This is a genomic window from Rheinheimera gaetbuli (genome assembly GCF_054781935.1).
In genome coordinates this window covers 30,803-47,611 of the sequence record NZ_BAAGTL010000002.1, presented here as the reverse complement: position 1 = coordinate 47,611, position 16,809 = coordinate 30,803, and the positions used below count along the sequence as shown (strand labels likewise).

Genomic DNA, 16,809 nt, shown 5'->3' with positions numbered 1-16,809 from the left:
GGGTCGGAGCTAATAAATAGCGCGTAGTCTACACTTGTTGCATAATAGTAACAATGGTTTGTCAAGATGGCTCGAAAACCCCGGTTTTACCTCAAAAATATTCCTTGTCATATCGTACAACGCGGTAACAATCGCCAAGCCTGCTTTTTCTGTGATGACGATTTTGGTTATTACATAAACAGCCTGCAGGCAGCATTGCAGCGATACAACGTGCACTTGCATGCTTTTGTGTTAATGACCAATCACGTTCACCTGTTAATGACACCAAACGACGCAGAAGGTATCTCGCGAGTGATGCAAAGTGTTGGTCGAGACTATGTACGTTATATTAACAAACACTACCGGAGAAGTGGCACCCTGTTTGAGGGGCGGCACAAAGCCAGCCTGATAGATAGTGAGCAATATTTACTGCAATGCCAGCGCTACATAGAGCTAAACCCGGTTCGGGCAAAAATGGTGCTGCATCCGGCAGAGTATCATTGGTCAAGCTATCAGCATCATGGATTAGGCAAGCCGATTAGCTGTCTGACACCACATCCGTTGTACCTTGGATTGGGCGATAACAGTGAAAGCCGATATCAGGCTTACCAAGCGCTGTTTTCAACAGAACTCAACTCGGTTGAACTTGAGAATATCCGCCAGAGTTTAACGCACAATTACCCATTAGGTGGCGAGCGCTTTCGAGCTGAAATCGAGCAAGCGCTCGGTGTGCGGCTGGGTAAATGCGGGCCAGGTAGACCAGCAGCGAAACGGGATGGAGCTTAATTAGCTCCGACCCCTTTTTCCGCGGGATAACTGCGCCATAGCGCGGCCGTTAATATCATCAAAAGTAACCGAGTCACGGAACCGTACCGGTAATTCCTCGGTAATCAGCATCCGGCTTTGCTCTCTTAACTGAGCGTAAGTGCGATCGGCACGTTGGTGGCTTGCTTGTTTCATGCTTCATCCTTGTAAATAAAAGTTAAAAAATAGTAACTATTTTGGCTGTGGTGAGCAAGCAGAAAAATAGCTTTCTAGCCGGGTTTTGCGGTTGCTTAATAAACTGGGATTACACGGAGTAGAAAATTCTATTCTTATTGAAGCAGGTTTTAATTAACGCCTGAATAAACTTTTAGAATAAAAAATAACCAGAAAACGACAATATCAGCATTAAATCAGAAGTTCGTTGGTTTTATTCGGTGCCAAAATAGCAACATGGCTTTGTTACCGTTGGCCGTGGCAAAGCAAATTAAAGCCATAAAAGACTTAGCTGATTTAAATACTTGACGGTGTTTAAGTTTAAGGTAAAGGTGGTAGTTGTTTTTCGGCTGATATATCGAACTGGCGGCTTTGTGGCAAAAGGCCAGATCTGACCTCTGAGGGATACCAATATTAGAGTAGGGCAAGGAGCGAGAATGAACGAGAAGGCTTACATTGCGGGAAATTTGAGGAAAGCTGTCCGCTATAGAAATCTTTTAAAAATAAGTGAATTTAAGCATCCGGCAACTCTTGACACAGTCGCTGTGAATTCTGTCTTTGATATTAATAATAATTCGATCTGGACTGCAGCAATCTCTAACGTAAAAGTGAAAGGGAAAGATGCGTGGATGCTTAATGAACCGAAAGCTATTTTGGCGCACAATTTATTAGTGAAAAACATCGAAAGGAACTATAGCACGCGTTGCAATGATAGAAAGTTCACGATACAGCTTTTGCTTTCACATCTCAAAGATTGCTACAACTATTCAGTTCATAGATTAGATGTAAAATCCTTTTATGAGTCTTTTGATAGGCGAGAGATAATTAGAAAGTTAAAATCAGATTCTATTTTAAGTAAAAAGTCTCTGAAAATATTAGAAGCTCTTTTTGAAGAGTTAGATTCGATTGGGGTCAAGGGGTTACCAAGGGGGATGGGCATAAGTTCAACTTTGTCTGAGCTTATGATGAATAACTTCGATGTTAAACTCAAATCCATGAAAGAAGTGCTTTTTTACGCGAGATTTGTGGATGACATTATTGTTATCTCTACACCTTTGCTAAATAGGAACCTCATGAAGGAGAGGTTACAAGATTCATCTCTCCCTCTTACATTGGAATTTCACACTTCCGGCGATAAAGTTACTTTCGAACAAATCGAAAAAGCGCCTTCAAAGCAAGCTAAAGAGATCTCTTTTGACTTTCTTGGATATCAATTCAACATAGAAAGAGCAGAGGATTCAGTCGGACGAAATATTGAATTTAAAAGACGGAGTGTGAAAGTTTCTATAGCGAAAAATAAAATAAAAAAAATAAAAAAACGTATAGTTTGTAGTTTTGCCGCAGCTCTTTCATCCAATAGAGCGAATGATGCAGATATTCAGCTGCTGAATAAGAGGATGAAGTTTCTTTCAAAAAACTTTCTTCTCGAAAGTTCATCAAGTGCGCCAAATATATACTCTGGTATTTATCACAACTACAACTTCATCGATCAATACGAAGGCCTGAAGGAGCTTGATAATTTTTATAAGAATTTACTGTTTGGGAATCGCTCTAGATTGAGCAAAAGAATTAAAAGATCTCTCGCGTATAGCACTAGAAAGGGATTGGCCAAGCACAGTTTTGAAAGGGGGTTTCAAAACAGGGAGTTTTGCAGATTAAGCTACCTAGACTTCAAAGAAATAAAGAGGGCTTGGAGCTGATTATGAAATTTTTAGTCAAAAAAAGTGATTTCAATCGAGTATTGTTATCAGAGACTTCTCCGGAAGATGTTCCTGTGATATTCAGTAACTATTGGTTTTATTCTCATATGGATGGATATCATAAGTCTGAAGAAGTTAGCGAGTTTAAGAAAAAATTAATTGAGTCTATTTTTATATCAAAATCTGATGACAGGGACTTTGTACCACTAAAATATTCAATTCTAAAATCTAACGGTGGATTAAGGCATTTAGGTATACTGCATCCCGCATCACAGAATCAAATGGTTGATTTATATCAGACGTTTGAGCAGAGAATTATTAATAATACTACGGCAAGTGGATTTACCATTAGAGCGCCTTTTAAAGTATCAACTTTGTGTTATTACGATGAGTCTAAGCCTGCTGCAAGCCAAGATAGACCTGCGTCAACGTATTTTTCTTATCAACGCTACACTCGGCTTAACAAGTTTTTTGAGTCAAAAGAGTTTCTGGCTTTGGAGCGTAAATATGCCAAATTCTGGTCTTTAGATATCTCTAGGTTTTTTGAAAATATTTATACTCACTCGATTTCCTGGGCAGTCAAAGGCAAAGCTTTTGCAAAAGAAACCAGAGCCAATTCAGATTTTGCTAAGTTTTTTGATCAGCTTATGCAGAGGTCAAATTTTAATGAAACAAATGGCATAATAATTGGTAATGAGGTTAGTAGGATATTTGCTGAAATCATATTGCAAGCTATTGATAATGAAGTGTTGGAAGAGCTTAAAAAATATGGGTATGAAATGTCGGTTGATTATGACATAAAGCGTTACCTTGATGATTATTTGATATTTGCTTCAAAAGACTCAGTCTTGGAAAAAATTTTCTCAGTTCTAGAGAGTAAGCTTAGATTTTATAAACTACATCTTAATGAGAGTAAAACCGTAAAAAGCGAAAGGCCATTTATTACTGGAGTTACGAGAGCAAAGTTGCAGACTGGTGAAGCTATTTCTTGGTTGTTCAATACGGTTTTTGAGTTTAAAGATGGAAAAGCTATTGAGGTTAGAAAACCAGGTAAAATAAAGAGGAAGTTTATTGATAAGGTGATGGCGGCAGCATTTCAAGACAAAAAGGCTTACGCTGTTATGTGTGGGTATGTTATCGCAGCATTGCATAATAAATTTTTGGAAGTGGCGAGTGGGAAATATTATGTACATGAAAACTTTCCAGATGTCAGAAATGCACTTCTGATACTCCTTGATATCGCATTTCATCTTTTTAACGTTTCTTCGACATCTAATAACAGTGTTAAGTTGTGTTCGATATGCAATATCTTGCACACTTTGTATAAAGAGAGAAGCCCAGAGGAAGTTGATGCTTTAGTATTAGAGGTTAGCTCGCTTATTAAAGAATTTTTTGAAAGCTGCGTTGTAACACAGCGAGAAAATAGTTCTAATTTTTTCGTTCCTATTGAATTTGCTAACCTGCTCTGTGTCTCCAGCTCCATGGGGAGTGAATACCTTCTATCTCCTAAAAAAGTTAAAGAAGTGTTTGGTTTGGATAGTCTTAAAAGCAGCGCCAATAACTACATAGATCGAGAGGATTGTTTTGACTATTTCAACATAATGGCTGTACTTTTTTATATAAAGAATCACGAAGAATACAATCAAATAAGATCCGAAATTACTAAAGAAATTAACAAAAGGCTTACTCGAATTGACCGGGTTAGTTTTGATGCTAGAATCTGTTTCCTGCTCCTTGACTCAATGTCATGCCCGTATATTGATATTAAAAACAGAAAATCATGGGCATTAAAACTTGAGAAGGTTCTATATGGACGAGCACTTTCTACGGAGGAGTCTGCTCATTTTCTCGAACAGCTTGTTACTAACAGATGGTTTGTTTGTTGGGATGACCAAATTGTGTTAGATGGACTTGCGTCCAAAAACAACTTGCTATTTGGTTATTGATGTATTAATTTTGTTTTCGATGGCGACTGTATCAAATCAATGAATTGTGTTAGCAATCTTTGATTTTAAGCACCATTAGGTGCTCCACAAATTATTACAGATGAAAAGATGTATGGTTTGGCGGTACGCAAGTACACACACCTTACAGCGCCATCATTCTCTACTTTCCCCTCACATACTACAGACATATTCAAGCTAGGAGAATGGGATCGTAGCTAACTAAAATCGCAAAGGTCAAAACTACGCAAGTAAGCCTGTATTTTCAGCGGAATTTACTACGCAAACTATGTTTTGCCAGCTCCCAATCGTGGGTAACTTCATCACCTTCTCTGCCGGCATACTCAGTCTGCTGCAAAGCCTGCTTATGCCAGGCTGCGGAGGCCAGCTGGTCGGCACCTTCAGCGGTAAGCTCTTGCCACAAGGTTTCCATCACCTGTAGTTTTTCGGCGGTAGAAAGTTGTTTGATTTGTTCAGCGGTAATCATAAAACTGGCCGTTGTAAATAACCTAAGTGGAGCTTAGCAACAGCGCTCGGATAACTCAAACCAGCAACGGTTTTGCTGTTGCCAACATTCTGCCGTTGTTGTCCGCATAGCAATACTGAGCAGGGATGGAATATACTCCGGTGAACGTAACAGGTTCGATTGGCTAAACTGGGGGCAGTATAAAAAGTGCATACCGACACCATTAAACAGCATTTAATTGAAATGGAACAGTTGTTGGTTCAGCCCGCTACGCGGTTGTCAGTTGAACTGCTAAACCGCCATCTGGCCGATGATTTTTATGAGATTGCCGCTACCGGCCGCTGTTTTGGTAAAGCCGATGTGCTTGAGCGCCTGCCAGCTGAAATGCCGCCTGTTATTAGCCAGCAAGATTTTGACTGCAGAGTTTTGGTTGAAGGCCTAGCGCAGTTGACTTACCGCGCCACCATACAGCGCCCAGAAAACGATAGCCCAAGCTACTCGGTGCGAAGCTCACTCTACCGTTTTGATGGTGAAAAATGGCAGATGGTGTTTCATCAAGGCACACAGTGCCAGCCATTCTAAAATCACTCTAAAAATAAATCTGCAACTAACACCAGCTGCTTAGTCGCCACCAACGCACTATGCCGACATTAGATTTGTTTTAACAGCTTACGGCTTTGTTGCCGGACATGTTTAAAAGTACTCTCTTTACTAAGAGCAGTCAGAGCTAATTTGGCCGCAGCTGTTTCGCCTTGCAACAGCTGCAACTGGCTTTGCAATAACATTGCTTGCTCAGCGTCGTGTAAATCAGTATTGAGTTGCTGAAACTGGCGCAGATATTCAGCGCCATCTGCCAGCTGTAACTGATTCTCGATGGCTGCGCTGGCGAAGCCTAGTAGTGCTTTTAGCCTGGTAGCTCTAGTTTGTTCGTCATCTGGAGAAGCGTAGCTAATCGCTAAACGGAAATCAGCTAGCGCTTCGTCAAACTTTTGCTGTTCAAGATAAAATTTTGCCCGGGTTAAGTACGGTTCAGGTCTATTGCTTAATGCTTCAGACTGCGCCAGTAACTGATTAAACTCTGCCGGTTTATTTTGCGCGGCTAGAATATCAAACAGCAGAATGTCAGCCCGTAACACATCAAATCCTCTTAATATATCGGTTAATTCTAATGCCCGCTCCAGCTGCCCACCCATAAAAGAGGGTAATGTCACATGAAGCATCGCAAGGCGCTCAATAACTTCCGTATCTGCGGGGGTAAGCTCGAGCACTCGTTCCAATTTTGCCATGCAGCTCTTCAGTGCACTTCGCACACTAAAAATGCCAGACTCAGCGATTTGTAAACACACTGTTTTTGCATGCCATTTTTGGAATTCTGCATTATCGTTATCCAGACTAACGGCTTTGGACAAGTTCTTCGCTGCAGGCTTTAGTAAGCTCATATCTTTAGTTTGCAAGGCATGTTTTGCCTGGGTATAACCAAGCAATGCCAACGTCTCTGCATCATCAGGGTTTTGCTTTGCCAACGGTGCTAAATAACTTACCGCTTCAGTGAGTTGCTTGTCTTGCCAGTACTTATCGACTTGCTGTCTGACGGTTGTGCCAAGGCTCGAAAAGCTGACCACAACAGCCAGTAAACCTAAAAATATTTTCATCTTGTACCACTCTCGCAGAATGAATGGTGGGCAGTTTAGATGAACCAAACACTAAATTACACTGTTGAAATGTAACAAAATTCAAACAATAACAGCCAGCTACAGGAAAGCCGCATTAAAAGCAGCGTTAAGTAACATGCGTTACAGTAACTGCTTAGTTGCCACCAACACGCCATTGTTATCGGCATAAACAAACTGGCCGGGGATAAAATCGACCCCGGCGAAGGTTACCGTTAAGTTGATATCGCCTAAACAGGTCGGTCGTCTATAAAAGCAAATTAGATAACGGTCGAAACGCTGTTGTTCGAACGAGGGGTTAAATTTATTCCACCGATTGTATTTTTAATTGAATATACAAATTTATATACAAACGAATATACTCTGAGCGTTTTTTTTACCAACCAGGGATAGTGTGAGCTTAATGAATAAAATTATAGTTGCATTTGCTGTATTGCTGTTAACAGCTTGCGGCGGTTCAAGCCCAGATGCTGGCGCAGGAACAGGAACAGGAACCGGAACAGATACTATAAATTTGACCGCAAGAATAATGCAAAACACGGTGTGTGAAACTCAGCGTCCGACATCTAATGCTGAGCTAGTTATATACGATAATGATTGGCAAATTATTAGCACAACTCAGGCTGACCCCGCGGGGCAAATTAGCGTATCGATACCTAAGCAAACTAGTGTTATTAATTTCAGCATAATCAGCGAAAATACCAGCAATGATGTTCGCAATATTTTGGTTAACACCTTTGCCCAACACCCAGTAGGAGACTTGGGAGTATTTGTTATCCCGGGAACAGCGACTGAAGGTTGTGAATGTGTCAAAACAAGCATTCAGCTAACCTCAGATTTGACGGATCTTTTTTTGAATACTCAATTAGTAGGGCATGTAAAAGGCACAGACAATTTCTATCTTACTGTGCCTGGTATGCCTGGACAGAAAAGAGCTGATGATGTATCAATCTGCAGAGAAATTGGCAAAAACTGGCCCCTTCTTACAGCTACATCGGGTGCTGGTTCATATGTGGGAGCAGCAGGTAATCTTAAAGGGTATCAGCCTGGTCAACTACTTGAAATAAATCTAAATCAAAATGCCAAGTTTGTTGATGTTGCGATAGACTCTGGCTCAAACTTAAACTGGGTTCGTCAATCACACAACGTTGTAAACGGAAGCTCAAGCCAAGATGTTCCATTTTGGGAATCTAAAATTATGGTTTTTGATGAATTAGACGGAGATAAGGTACTCAGCTTATTCGCGTTAGCTAATGATGAACAGGCAGTTAGAGAAAACGTCAATATATTTGGTCATGACTTTGAAAAGTTTAGGTTTTGGTTCAACCGTACTCAAATACGCAATTATGCTTTGCCACTAACCGAGCAATTAGAAATATCTCTGCTGGACGATAATCCGCAAACTGAATTAGAACAGTTGTTGACGGAGATAGTTTTATTAAATGGCGCTGATTACGATTTACGTAACATGACTAATTATGTTGCAGTCTATACATCGCTAACAACAACATTAAACGATGGCAGCGAGTTTAGTTGGACGTTTACAGGCCCTAAGCAAAGTTTGTTCCCGCGTGATCCGATGCCTGAAGACGGTAGTGTGTTTAACGAGATAAACACAGCTCAACCTATGCAGTTTTCGGTTGGTCTAACGGGATATAAGCAATCGCAAGATTATGAACAATATTTAAAGGATAATGTTACGCGTAGTAAACTGCCTCGTATACAACGCCTTGCCGGGAGGTGGACAGAACAAAACTCTGTATATTTGCGCGTTGTGAATGAACAGTAGACATCGGGACTGGGCAGGTTTTAGCGCGTATTAACGCGCTAAAGTAACTACTTACACCAACTGTTTGGTCGCCACCAGCACGCCATTATTATCGGCATAAACAAACTGGCCGGGGATAAAATCTACCCCGGCGAAGGTCACTGTTACGTTAATATCGCCTAAGTCCCGCTTATCGGTTTTCATCGGGTGAATACCCAGCGCCTGCACGCCGAGCGGGGTTTGGCGTATCTCGTCTATATCGCGAATACAGCCGTTGATAATAATACCTTCCCAGCCATTGGCTGCCGCTTGTTCGGCCAGCATATCGCCGAGCAGTGCATGGCGTTTAGAGCCGCCACCGTCAACCACCAGCACCTTGCCCCGGCCCGGTGTCGCCACCAGCTGTTTTACTTTGGAGTTATCTTCAAAGCATTTCACCGTAACAATTTGCCCACCAAAGGCGGTTTTGCCACCGTAGTTTTGAAATACAGGCTCAGCTACACGGATGAAAGCTGCATGGGCGTCGCAGAGGTCGGGTAGGGTAAAGTTGGCCATAGGTTGCTCCGGGTTAGAATTTTTGTGTGCGGTACACCCAAACTTCAGACAAGGTAACAATGCCGGGCTGATCACTGAAAAACTCGTCCATCAGGCGCTCGGCTATATGTTCGGCTTTGGCTGGTTCACGCACTATTACTTCAATTTTCATAATGTGCAGGGCATCCATCAAGGATGCGTGCTGTGCAGGATGCAAATGCAATGCGCTGTTACCTCCGGCTTCTAATACCGTATAGCCCTTGGCACCTTCTTCATCAAGCATGGCGATAATGTCTTCTTCAAGTATTTTTTCAGCCAGAATATTTACCTGGTAAGCACTGTGTTTCATTGCGACACTCCCGGGGTGTTAAAAAACCATTCTGCTAATGCCGTAAAAAGCGGAATACAAATGGCGATAGCGATAGGGGTACCAATACTGGTCGATGAACCAATATACGCTGACGGGTTTGCTTTAGGAATACCGGCACGCAGGGTTGGCGGGCCGGAAATGTCAGAACTGGATGCGGCCATTACTGCTAGTAAAACTGTGCCACCCGCGCTAAAACCGGTTAAGTAGTGGGCGATAATACCTAAACCAAACCCAACAAAACCATGCAGTATTGGTGCGATTAAAGCATATACGGCGTACCAGTGGGCCACGCGGCGCAGTTCACTTAAACGCTGCCAGGCTTCGATGCCCATGATCAGCATCAGTATTGATAGAAAACCACGAAATAGCGGCTCATAAAACGATGCAAATACCGGCTCTGGTTTGGTTAATAAACCTAAAAACAGACCCAGCACCAAAGCCGATAACGCCGAACCTTGTAAACTCTCAACGATGATGTCTTTAATTTTTACCGGCTTGCGCTCACTGTGCTTTGTAGCCGTACCCGGTGTTGACTGGCTGTTGGTTTTGGCTTTATCGCGCTCGCTCGCCAGGCGGCCTAATACAATAGCCAGTACCAGCGCCGGTATATCCATAAAGGGATAAAGTGCCGATACCCAGGCTTCATATTTCATGCCGACGTCGTCAAGGTGTAGCATGGCAGCTGCGAAGGTAGAGGCTGACACCGCGCCAAATAAGCCTGCGGTAGCAATGGCATCAGCCTCCTTTACGCCGGGCAATTTTGCCAGGGTAAATTTACCAATACCAACAATAATAATACCGGTCACCATGGCTAAAAATGCGGGTAGCAGCAGCTCTGTAAGATTGGCATTGCGAATTTCCATACCGCCTTGCAAGCCAATTTTCAGCAGCAGCACAATGACAATAAACTTATATACCTGCTCGGGAATGCTTAAGCGGCTGCCCATCGCAGCGATAAGCATACCGCCAAGCAAAAAGCCCAGGGTGGGCTTTTGCAGGCTGGCAATAAAAAAATCGACCACGCTAAGTATCTGTTCCATAGTTACCTCTGTTTTTACCTGGCGCAAGGGTATAGCTAAAGCCAACAATGCGCAAACTGGTCTGACACTCTGTTGTGGCAGCAAAAAAATAGCCCCAATCGGAGCTATTATCTGTTTTAAGCCAAGGCCTTGCCACAGCTGTGGGCCCGTTGGCTGCTATTACACTTCCAGGTAATCTAAAATACCTTCAGCAGCCTTACGGCCCTGAGCGATAGCGGTTACTACTAAGTCTGAGCCTAATACCATATCGCCGCCGGCGAAGATTTTATGCTCGTTGGTTTGCATAGCATAGGTACTCTTTTCACTGGCGATAACACGGCCTTTAGCGTCCAGCTCAACACCCATGTCTACTAACCACTGTGGCGGGCTGGGTTGGAAACCAAAGGCGATTACCACTGCATCGGCCGGCAGTATTTGCTCGGAGCCCTCTACCGGCTGCGGGCTTCTGCGGCCTTTGCTATCCGGCGCGCCCATCTCGGTAGTGACTACCTTAACGCCACACACCTTGCCGCTGCTGTCTACTTCGATACCCAATGGTTGTAAGTTAAACAAAAACTCCACGCCTTCTTCGCGCGCGTTTTGTACTTCCTTACGTGAGCCCGGCATATTGGCTTCGTCGCGCCGGTAGGCGCAGCTTACCTTGGTTGCGCCCTGGCGAATGGAGGTGCGTACGCAGTCCATTGCCGTGTCGCCACCGCCTAATACCACTACGGTTTTATCTTTTAAGCTAACGTACGGGTGCTCGGTTTGCCAGCCCATTAAATTATTGATATTACCGATTAAAAACGGCAGGGCTTCGTATACGCCAGGCGCGTCTTCATTGGTTAAACCGCCTTTCATCGGCGTATAGGTACCAAGTGCTAAAAACACTGCGTCGTATTCGCTGAGTAAGCTGTCAAAGCTGACATCGACACCGACGTTAGTGTTTAAGCGAAACTCGATACCCATATCGGTAAAAATTTCACGGCGCAGGCTCAGTACGCTTTTTTCCAGCTTAAACGGCGGAATACCAAAGGTTAACAGGCCGCCGATTTCCGGGTAGCGGTCGAACACCACCGGGGTTACGCCATTGCGTACCAGCACATCGGCACAGGCGAGGCCGGCCGGGCCGGCGCCGATAACGGCAACGCGACGTTCGGTTTTTACTACCGCGGATAAATCCGGCCGCCAGCCCATTTCAAAGGCTTTATCGGTAATGTATTTTTCAATACTGCCGATGGTTACCGCGCCAAAGCCTTCGTTTAGCGTACAGGCGCCTTCGCATAAACGATCCTGCGGGCATACCCGGCCGCATACTTCCGGCAGGCTGTTGGTTTTATGCGCCAGCTCGGCCGCTTCAATAATTTTGCCTTCGTTGGCCAGCTTTAACCACTGCGGAATATAGTTGTGCACCGGGCACTTCCATTCGCAGTAAGGGTTACCGCAGTCCAGGCAACGATCGGCCTGGCCTTCAACCTGGGTGTGGGTCATCGGCTGATAAATTTCAACAAACTCGATGGTACGTTCACTATGCGAGCGTTTTGGCGGATCAATCCGTTTTACGTCAATAAACTGGTATACATTCTGTGCCATAACGCCTCCCTACATCGCCTGAACCCGCAGCTCGGCTGACGAGCGTGCGCGGTGTCCCAGCAAGGTGTTTACATCGCTGGTTTTTGGTTTAACCAGCTTAAATTGGCTTAAGTAACGGTTAAAGTCGTTTAAGATCTTCTGCGCTTTTTCGCTGCCGGTTTCTTCTACGTGCTGGTGCAATAAGCTGCGCAGGTGTTCCTGCAGTATTGGCGTACTGACTTCCAGCGCCTCTACCAGCTCGGGGTTTAACCTCAGCTCTAAGTCATTTTGCTCATCCAGCAGGTAGGCAAAGCCGCCGGTCATACCGGCACCAAAGTTCACCCCGGTGCAGCCCAATACCACTACCACGCCGCCGGTCATATATTCGCAGCAGTTATCGCCGGTGCCTTCTACCACCGCTAAGGCGCCCGAATTTCGCACGGCAAAACGCTCGCCGACCTGGCCTGCTGCATATAAACGGCCGCCGGTGGCGCCGTATAAACAGGTATTACCGGCAATGGTAAAGCCGTTTTTGGCAAAGCTGGCGCCCTTGGCGGGGAATATAGCTAACTGGCCGCCGGTCATGCCTTTACCGACATAATCGTTAGCATCGCCCTGCAGCGACATATGCAGGCCGCCGGCATTCCATACACCAAAGCTTTGGCCGGCGGTGCCGGTAAAACGGATGCGGATAGGATCGGTTGCCATACCCTGATTACCGTGCTGGCGGGCAATAAAGCCCGACAGCGCCGCGCCAACCGAGCGGTCGGTATTGCGGATACTCAGGTTAAGCTGGCCGCCGCTTTTGTTCAGTACCATTTGCTCGCAGCTTTTCAGCAGTTGCTGGTTAAGGGCGCCCTCATCAAACGGCGTATTGTTTTGCACACAGTACAGCGCCTTGTCTGATTGCACGCCGCTGGCCTGCAGTATTGGTGTTAAATCTAAGCGGGCTTGTTTTTGCGTTTCGCTGTCTTTTACCGCCAACAAATCAGTGCGGCCAATCAGCTGGGTAAGCTCAGTTACCCCCAGCTGTGCCATCAACTCGCGCACTTCAAAGGCTAAGAACTTAAAGTAGTTCATTACCATTTCCGGCAAGCCGGTAAAATGATCGCGGCGCAGGGTGGCATCCTGGGTTGCTACACCGGTGGCGCAGTTATTTAAATGGCAAATACGCAGGAACTTACAGCCCAGCGCCACCATAGGGCCGGTACCAAAGCCGAAGCTTTCTGCGCCTAAAATAGCCGCTTTAATCACATCCAACCCTGTTTTTAAGCCGCCGTCTACCTGCAGCCTTACGCGGTCGCGCAGGCCGTTTTCTACTAAGGCCTGGTGTACTTCGGCAAGGCCAAGCTCCCACGGGCTGCCGGCGTATTTTACTGAAGTTAACGGGCTGGCACCGGTGCCGCCGTCATAACCGGATACGGTAATCAGATCGGCATAAGCTTTGGCCACACCGGCAGCGATGGTGCCGATGCCGGGCTCTGATACCAGTTTTACCGAGATCAGCGCCTGCGGATTCACCTGCTTTAAATCGAAAATCAGCTGGGCTAAATCTTCAATTGAGTAAATATCATGGTGTGGCGGTGGCGAGATTAAGGTTACCCCAGGCACTGAATAGCGTAAGCGGGCAATTTCGGCAGTCACTTTCTCGCCGGGTAACTGGCCGCCTTCGCCGGGCTTGGCGCCCTGAGCCACTTTAATCTGGATCACTTCAGCATTAACCAGGTAATGCGGCGTAACACCAAAACGGCCGGAGGCGACTTGTTTAATTTTCGAGTTTTTCTCGGTGCCAAAGCGGCGTGGATCTTCACCACCTTCACCCGAGTTTGAGCGCCCGCCCAAACGGTTCATTGCAATCGCTAAGGCTTCATGTGCTTCCGGGCTTAAGGCGCCGATAGACATGGCTGCGCTGTCAAAGCGTGGGTACAGGTTTTGCTCGCTCTCCACCTGATCCAGCGCTACCGGAGTGCTGTCAGCCAGTTTAAATAAGTCACGTAAATGTGCCACCGGGCGCTGGTTCACAATACTGCTGTACTGCTGATAATCTTCGTACTTGCCCGAGCGCACGGCCTTTTGCAGGGTTTGCACCACATCCGGGTTGTAGGCGTGGTATTCGCCGTCGTGCACGTATTTTAATAAGCCACCGTGGTTCAACGGTTTACGTTTTAACCAGGCGACTTTGGCCAGTTGCTGTATGTCTTGTTCAAAGTCAGTAAAGCCGGCACCGCCCAAACGCGATGGGATATCGGCAAAACACTGCCGCATTACCGCTTTATCGATGCCGACGGCTTCAAACAGATTGGAGCAGCGGTAGCTGGCCACTGTTGAAATGCCCATTTTCGACATAATTTTGTACAGGCCTTTATTAATGCCTTTACGGTAATTCAGCACCGCCTGACGTGCGGTTAAGGTAATAACACCTTTTTCGACCAGTTGCTCTACTGTTTCGTAGGCCATAAAAGGATAAACGCCGGTGGCGCCCAGACCAATCAGTACGGCAAAGTGGTGTGAGTCACGCGCTGAGGCGGTTTCAACAATAATGTTGGAATCGCAGCGCAGCTGGGCATTAACCAGCGCATGCTGCACCGCACCCACTGCCATCGCGGCCGGAATGGGTAACTTGCCTTGCTCAATACGCCGGTCTGTTAACATTACCAGCACCACGTTGTTATCGCGCACGGCAGTAATAACGTCGGCGCACAATTGCTCTACCGCTTGTTGCAGGCTGTGCTGTGCCGGGTCGAAGTTAAGCGAAAAAATCTGATGCTTGTAGTACTTCTCGTCAGCTTGTTTTAACTGCTTTAAGTCGGAGTACATCATCACAGGCGATTCAAACTGAATACGGCGGGCGTAACCGGCGGTTTCTTTAAATACGTTGTGCTCGCGGCCGATACTGGTGGCCAGTGACATTACGTGTGACTCGCGCAGCGGATCGATAGGCGGGTTAGTCACCTGGGCGAACTGCTGGCGGAAATAATCGTATAGGGTGCGCGGCTTGCGCGATAATACCGCCATCGGCGTATCGTCGCCCATAGAGCCCACCGCTTCCTGAGCGTCTTTGGCCAGGACGGTCATTACCTGATCAATTTCTTCATAGCTGTAGTTAAACAGCTTGTGGTACACCAGCATATCGTCATCGGAGAATACACGCTTGCCGATTAAGTCGGTTTCGTACTGCTCGTAGGGTACCAGCCGCTGCACGTTGCTATTTAGCCAATCACGGTAGGTGTGGCGTGCCATTAAGTCGCTGTCTATTTCATTGGAGCGCCAGATTTTGCCGGTGGTCGTGTCTACCGCCAGCATTTCGCCCGGGCCCACGCGGCCTTTTTCGACCACTTCGTCCGGGGTGTAATCCCAAATGCCCACTTCTGACGCCAGTGTAATTAATTTATCGCGGGTAATAACAAAGCGGGCAGGGCGCAGGCCGTTACGGTCCAGGTTACAGGCTACGTGTTGCCCGTTGGTCATTACAATACCGGCAGGGCCGTCCCACGGCTCCATATGCATGGAGTTAAATTCGTAAAACGCCTTTAAGTTGTCATCCATTACGCGGTTGCCTTGCCAGGCTGGTGGCACTAACAAACGCATGGCGCGGAATAAGTCCATACCGCCGGCTAATAACAGCTCCAGCATATTGTCCAGCGAGCTGGAGTCTGAGCCGCTTTGGCTGACAAAGGGCGCGGCATCTTGTAAATCGCTTAACAGCGGCGAGGAAAACTTGTACTGCCGGGCCCGGGCCCATTGGCGGTTGCCGGTAATAGTATTAATTTCACCGTTATGGGCTAAAAAGCGAAACGGCTGTGCCAACTGCCAGCGCGGCATGGTGTTGGTAGAAAAACGCTGGTGGAACACGCAAATGGCGGTTTCCATACGAATATCGGCTAAGTCGAGATAATAACGCGGCAAATCTGCCGGCATCATCAGGCCTTTAAATACGGTAACCAAGGATGAGAAGCTGGGGATATAAAAATCGGCATCGTCGCTTAGTTGTTTTTCAATGCGGCGGCGCACCATATACAGGCGGCGCTCTAAGTCGTGATCGCCCCAGCCGTGCGGCGCATTTACTATAACCTGCTCAATAGTGGGCATAGAGCTGAGCGCTAACGGGCCCAACACGCTGCTGTCTACCGGCACTGTGCGCCAGGCCACTAAAGTCAGGGTTTCGCGGGCAATTTCCTGTGCGATAATCTTTTTTGCTAAGGCGGCTTTTACCGGGTCCTGGCTGAAGAAAATCATGCCGACGCCGTATTTCTTTGCCAGATTCCAACCGTTTTCTTCGGCGATAGCACGAAAGAAACTGTCTGGTTTTTGCATTAATAAACCACAACCATCACCGGTTTTACCGTCGGCAGAAATACCGCCGCGGTGCTGCATACGGTCAAGGCCGTTAATTGCGGTTCTGACGATCCGGTGGCTGGCAGCGCCTTCCAGATGCGCTATCAGACCGAAGCCACAGTTTTCTCTTGCCTGACTGTGCTGGTACAACGCCATGACTAACCTCCACACTTGTCCTGATATTTAATAAATATTTATTATTTGTGAATTATTATTCTTTTATTTGGTTTTTGCTGCTGCTGAAAGAAAATAACGGTTACTCTTTCAGAGGTCAATGCGTTGTAGAGTATTTGCTCTGGAAATGTTTAGCCATCTAAACGTTCAAGAGCGTACAGGTATACCGTTATTTGCGATAAAAAGCAAGCTGACTTTGCAGTGTTGTAGTGTGCGAATGTCGCAGAAAGCTAACTTTTGAAAATGAAAATAAATTACATGAATTGGCGATATTTTTGCCATTAATACCCTTGCCGGCAAT

General features: G+C 46.1%; 14 protein-coding genes. 5 read left to right on the top strand and 9 right to left on the bottom strand.

All coding sequences use genetic code 11. The features are described from left to right. Nucleotides 1-66: 66 nt before the first annotated feature. Nucleotides 67-765: a transposase gene (locus ACYVIC_RS03425; protein WP_460857294.1), complete on the top strand. Its 699-nt coding sequence runs from the start codon at nt 67-69 to the stop codon at nt 763-765. On the opposite strand, the gene ACYVIC_RS03420 is transcribed toward ACYVIC_RS03425, so the two are convergent. Next, on the bottom strand, nt 766-939 hold the full coding sequence (locus ACYVIC_RS03420; RefSeq protein WP_460857292.1) for a hypothetical protein: 174 nt from the start codon (nt 937-939) through the stop codon (nt 766-768). 455 nt (nt 940-1,394) lie between these two features. On the opposite strand from ACYVIC_RS03420, the gene drt3a reads away from it, so the two are divergent. Continuing rightward, nucleotides 1,395-2,657, top strand: coding sequence for an antiviral reverse transcriptase Drt3a (drt3a, locus tag ACYVIC_RS03415; RefSeq protein WP_460857291.1), 1,263 nt, complete (start codon nt 1,395-1,397; stop codon nt 2,655-2,657). Between the two features lie 2 nt (nt 2,658-2,659). Then, a complete protein-coding gene (gene drt3b, locus ACYVIC_RS03410; protein WP_460857289.1) occupies nt 2,660-4,603 on the top strand; it encodes an antiviral reverse transcriptase Drt3b in 1,944 nt (647 codons plus the stop codon). A gap of 262 nt (nt 4,604-4,865) precedes the next feature. On the opposite strand, the gene ACYVIC_RS03405 is transcribed toward drt3b, so the two are convergent. Further along, a complete protein-coding gene (locus tag ACYVIC_RS03405) occupies nt 4,866-5,087 on the bottom strand; it encodes an addiction module protein (protein WP_460857288.1) in 222 nt (73 codons plus the stop codon). A 186-nt stretch (nt 5,088-5,273) separates the two neighbouring features. Here ACYVIC_RS03405 and ACYVIC_RS03400 point away from each other — a divergent pair, with 186 nt between their 5' ends. Further along, entirely contained in the window at nt 5,274-5,648 is a 375-nt protein-coding gene (locus ACYVIC_RS03400; protein WP_460857286.1) for a nuclear transport factor 2 family protein, read from the top strand. Nucleotides 5,649-5,716: 68 nt separating this feature from the next. On the opposite strand, the gene ACYVIC_RS03395 is transcribed toward ACYVIC_RS03400, so the two are convergent. Continuing rightward, on the bottom strand, nt 5,717-6,718 hold the full coding sequence (locus ACYVIC_RS03395) for a hypothetical protein (RefSeq protein WP_460857284.1): 1,002 nt from the start codon (nt 6,716-6,718) through the stop codon (nt 5,717-5,719). Nucleotides 6,719-6,859: 141 nt separating this feature from the next. Continuing rightward, the gene (locus tag ACYVIC_RS03390; protein WP_460857564.1) at nt 6,860-6,997 is read right to left on the bottom strand and encodes an RraA family protein; all 138 of its coding nucleotides are present in this window, start codon (nt 6,995-6,997) and stop codon (nt 6,860-6,862) included. Nucleotides 6,998-7,139: 142 nt separating this feature from the next. On the opposite strand from ACYVIC_RS03390, the gene ACYVIC_RS03385 reads away from it, so the two are divergent. Beyond that, a complete protein-coding gene (locus ACYVIC_RS03385) occupies nt 7,140-8,525 on the top strand; it encodes a hypothetical protein (RefSeq protein ID WP_460857282.1) in 1,386 nt (461 codons plus the stop codon). 51 nt (nt 8,526-8,576) lie between these two features. Here the strand turns inward: ACYVIC_RS03385 and rraA are convergent, their stop codons facing one another. The 5 genes from rraA to gltB all read right to left on the bottom strand — a co-directional run bounded on the left by rraA (nt 8,577) and on the right by gltB (nt 16,490). After that, nucleotides 8,577-9,059 (bottom strand): ribonuclease E activity regulator RraA, encoded by a 483-nt coding sequence (gene rraA, locus ACYVIC_RS03380; RefSeq protein WP_460857281.1) that lies wholly within the window; start codon nt 9,057-9,059, stop codon nt 8,577-8,579. Between the two features lie 13 nt (nt 9,060-9,072). Continuing rightward, complete coding sequence (locus ACYVIC_RS03375) at nt 9,073-9,387, bottom strand: P-II family nitrogen regulator (RefSeq protein ID WP_460857279.1); 315 nt, start codon at nt 9,385-9,387, stop codon at nt 9,073-9,075. After that, nucleotides 9,384-10,448: a sodium-dependent bicarbonate transport family permease gene (locus ACYVIC_RS03370; protein ID WP_460857277.1), complete on the bottom strand. Its 1,065-nt coding sequence runs from the start codon at nt 10,446-10,448 to the stop codon at nt 9,384-9,386. The genes ACYVIC_RS03375 and ACYVIC_RS03370 overlap by 4 nt, the downstream gene beginning before the upstream one ends. A 159-nt stretch (nt 10,449-10,607) precedes the next feature. Then, nucleotides 10,608-12,020 carry an FAD-dependent oxidoreductase gene (locus ACYVIC_RS03365; protein WP_460857275.1) on the bottom strand — a complete coding sequence of 471 codons (1,413 nt, stop codon included), beginning with the start codon at nt 12,018-12,020 and terminating at the stop codon, nt 10,608-10,610. A 9-nt stretch (nt 12,021-12,029) separates the two neighbouring features. After that, entirely contained in the window at nt 12,030-16,490 is a 4,461-nt protein-coding gene (gene gltB, locus ACYVIC_RS03360; RefSeq protein ID WP_460857274.1) for a glutamate synthase large subunit, read from the bottom strand. Between the last annotated feature and the right edge of the window lie 319 nt (nt 16,491-16,809).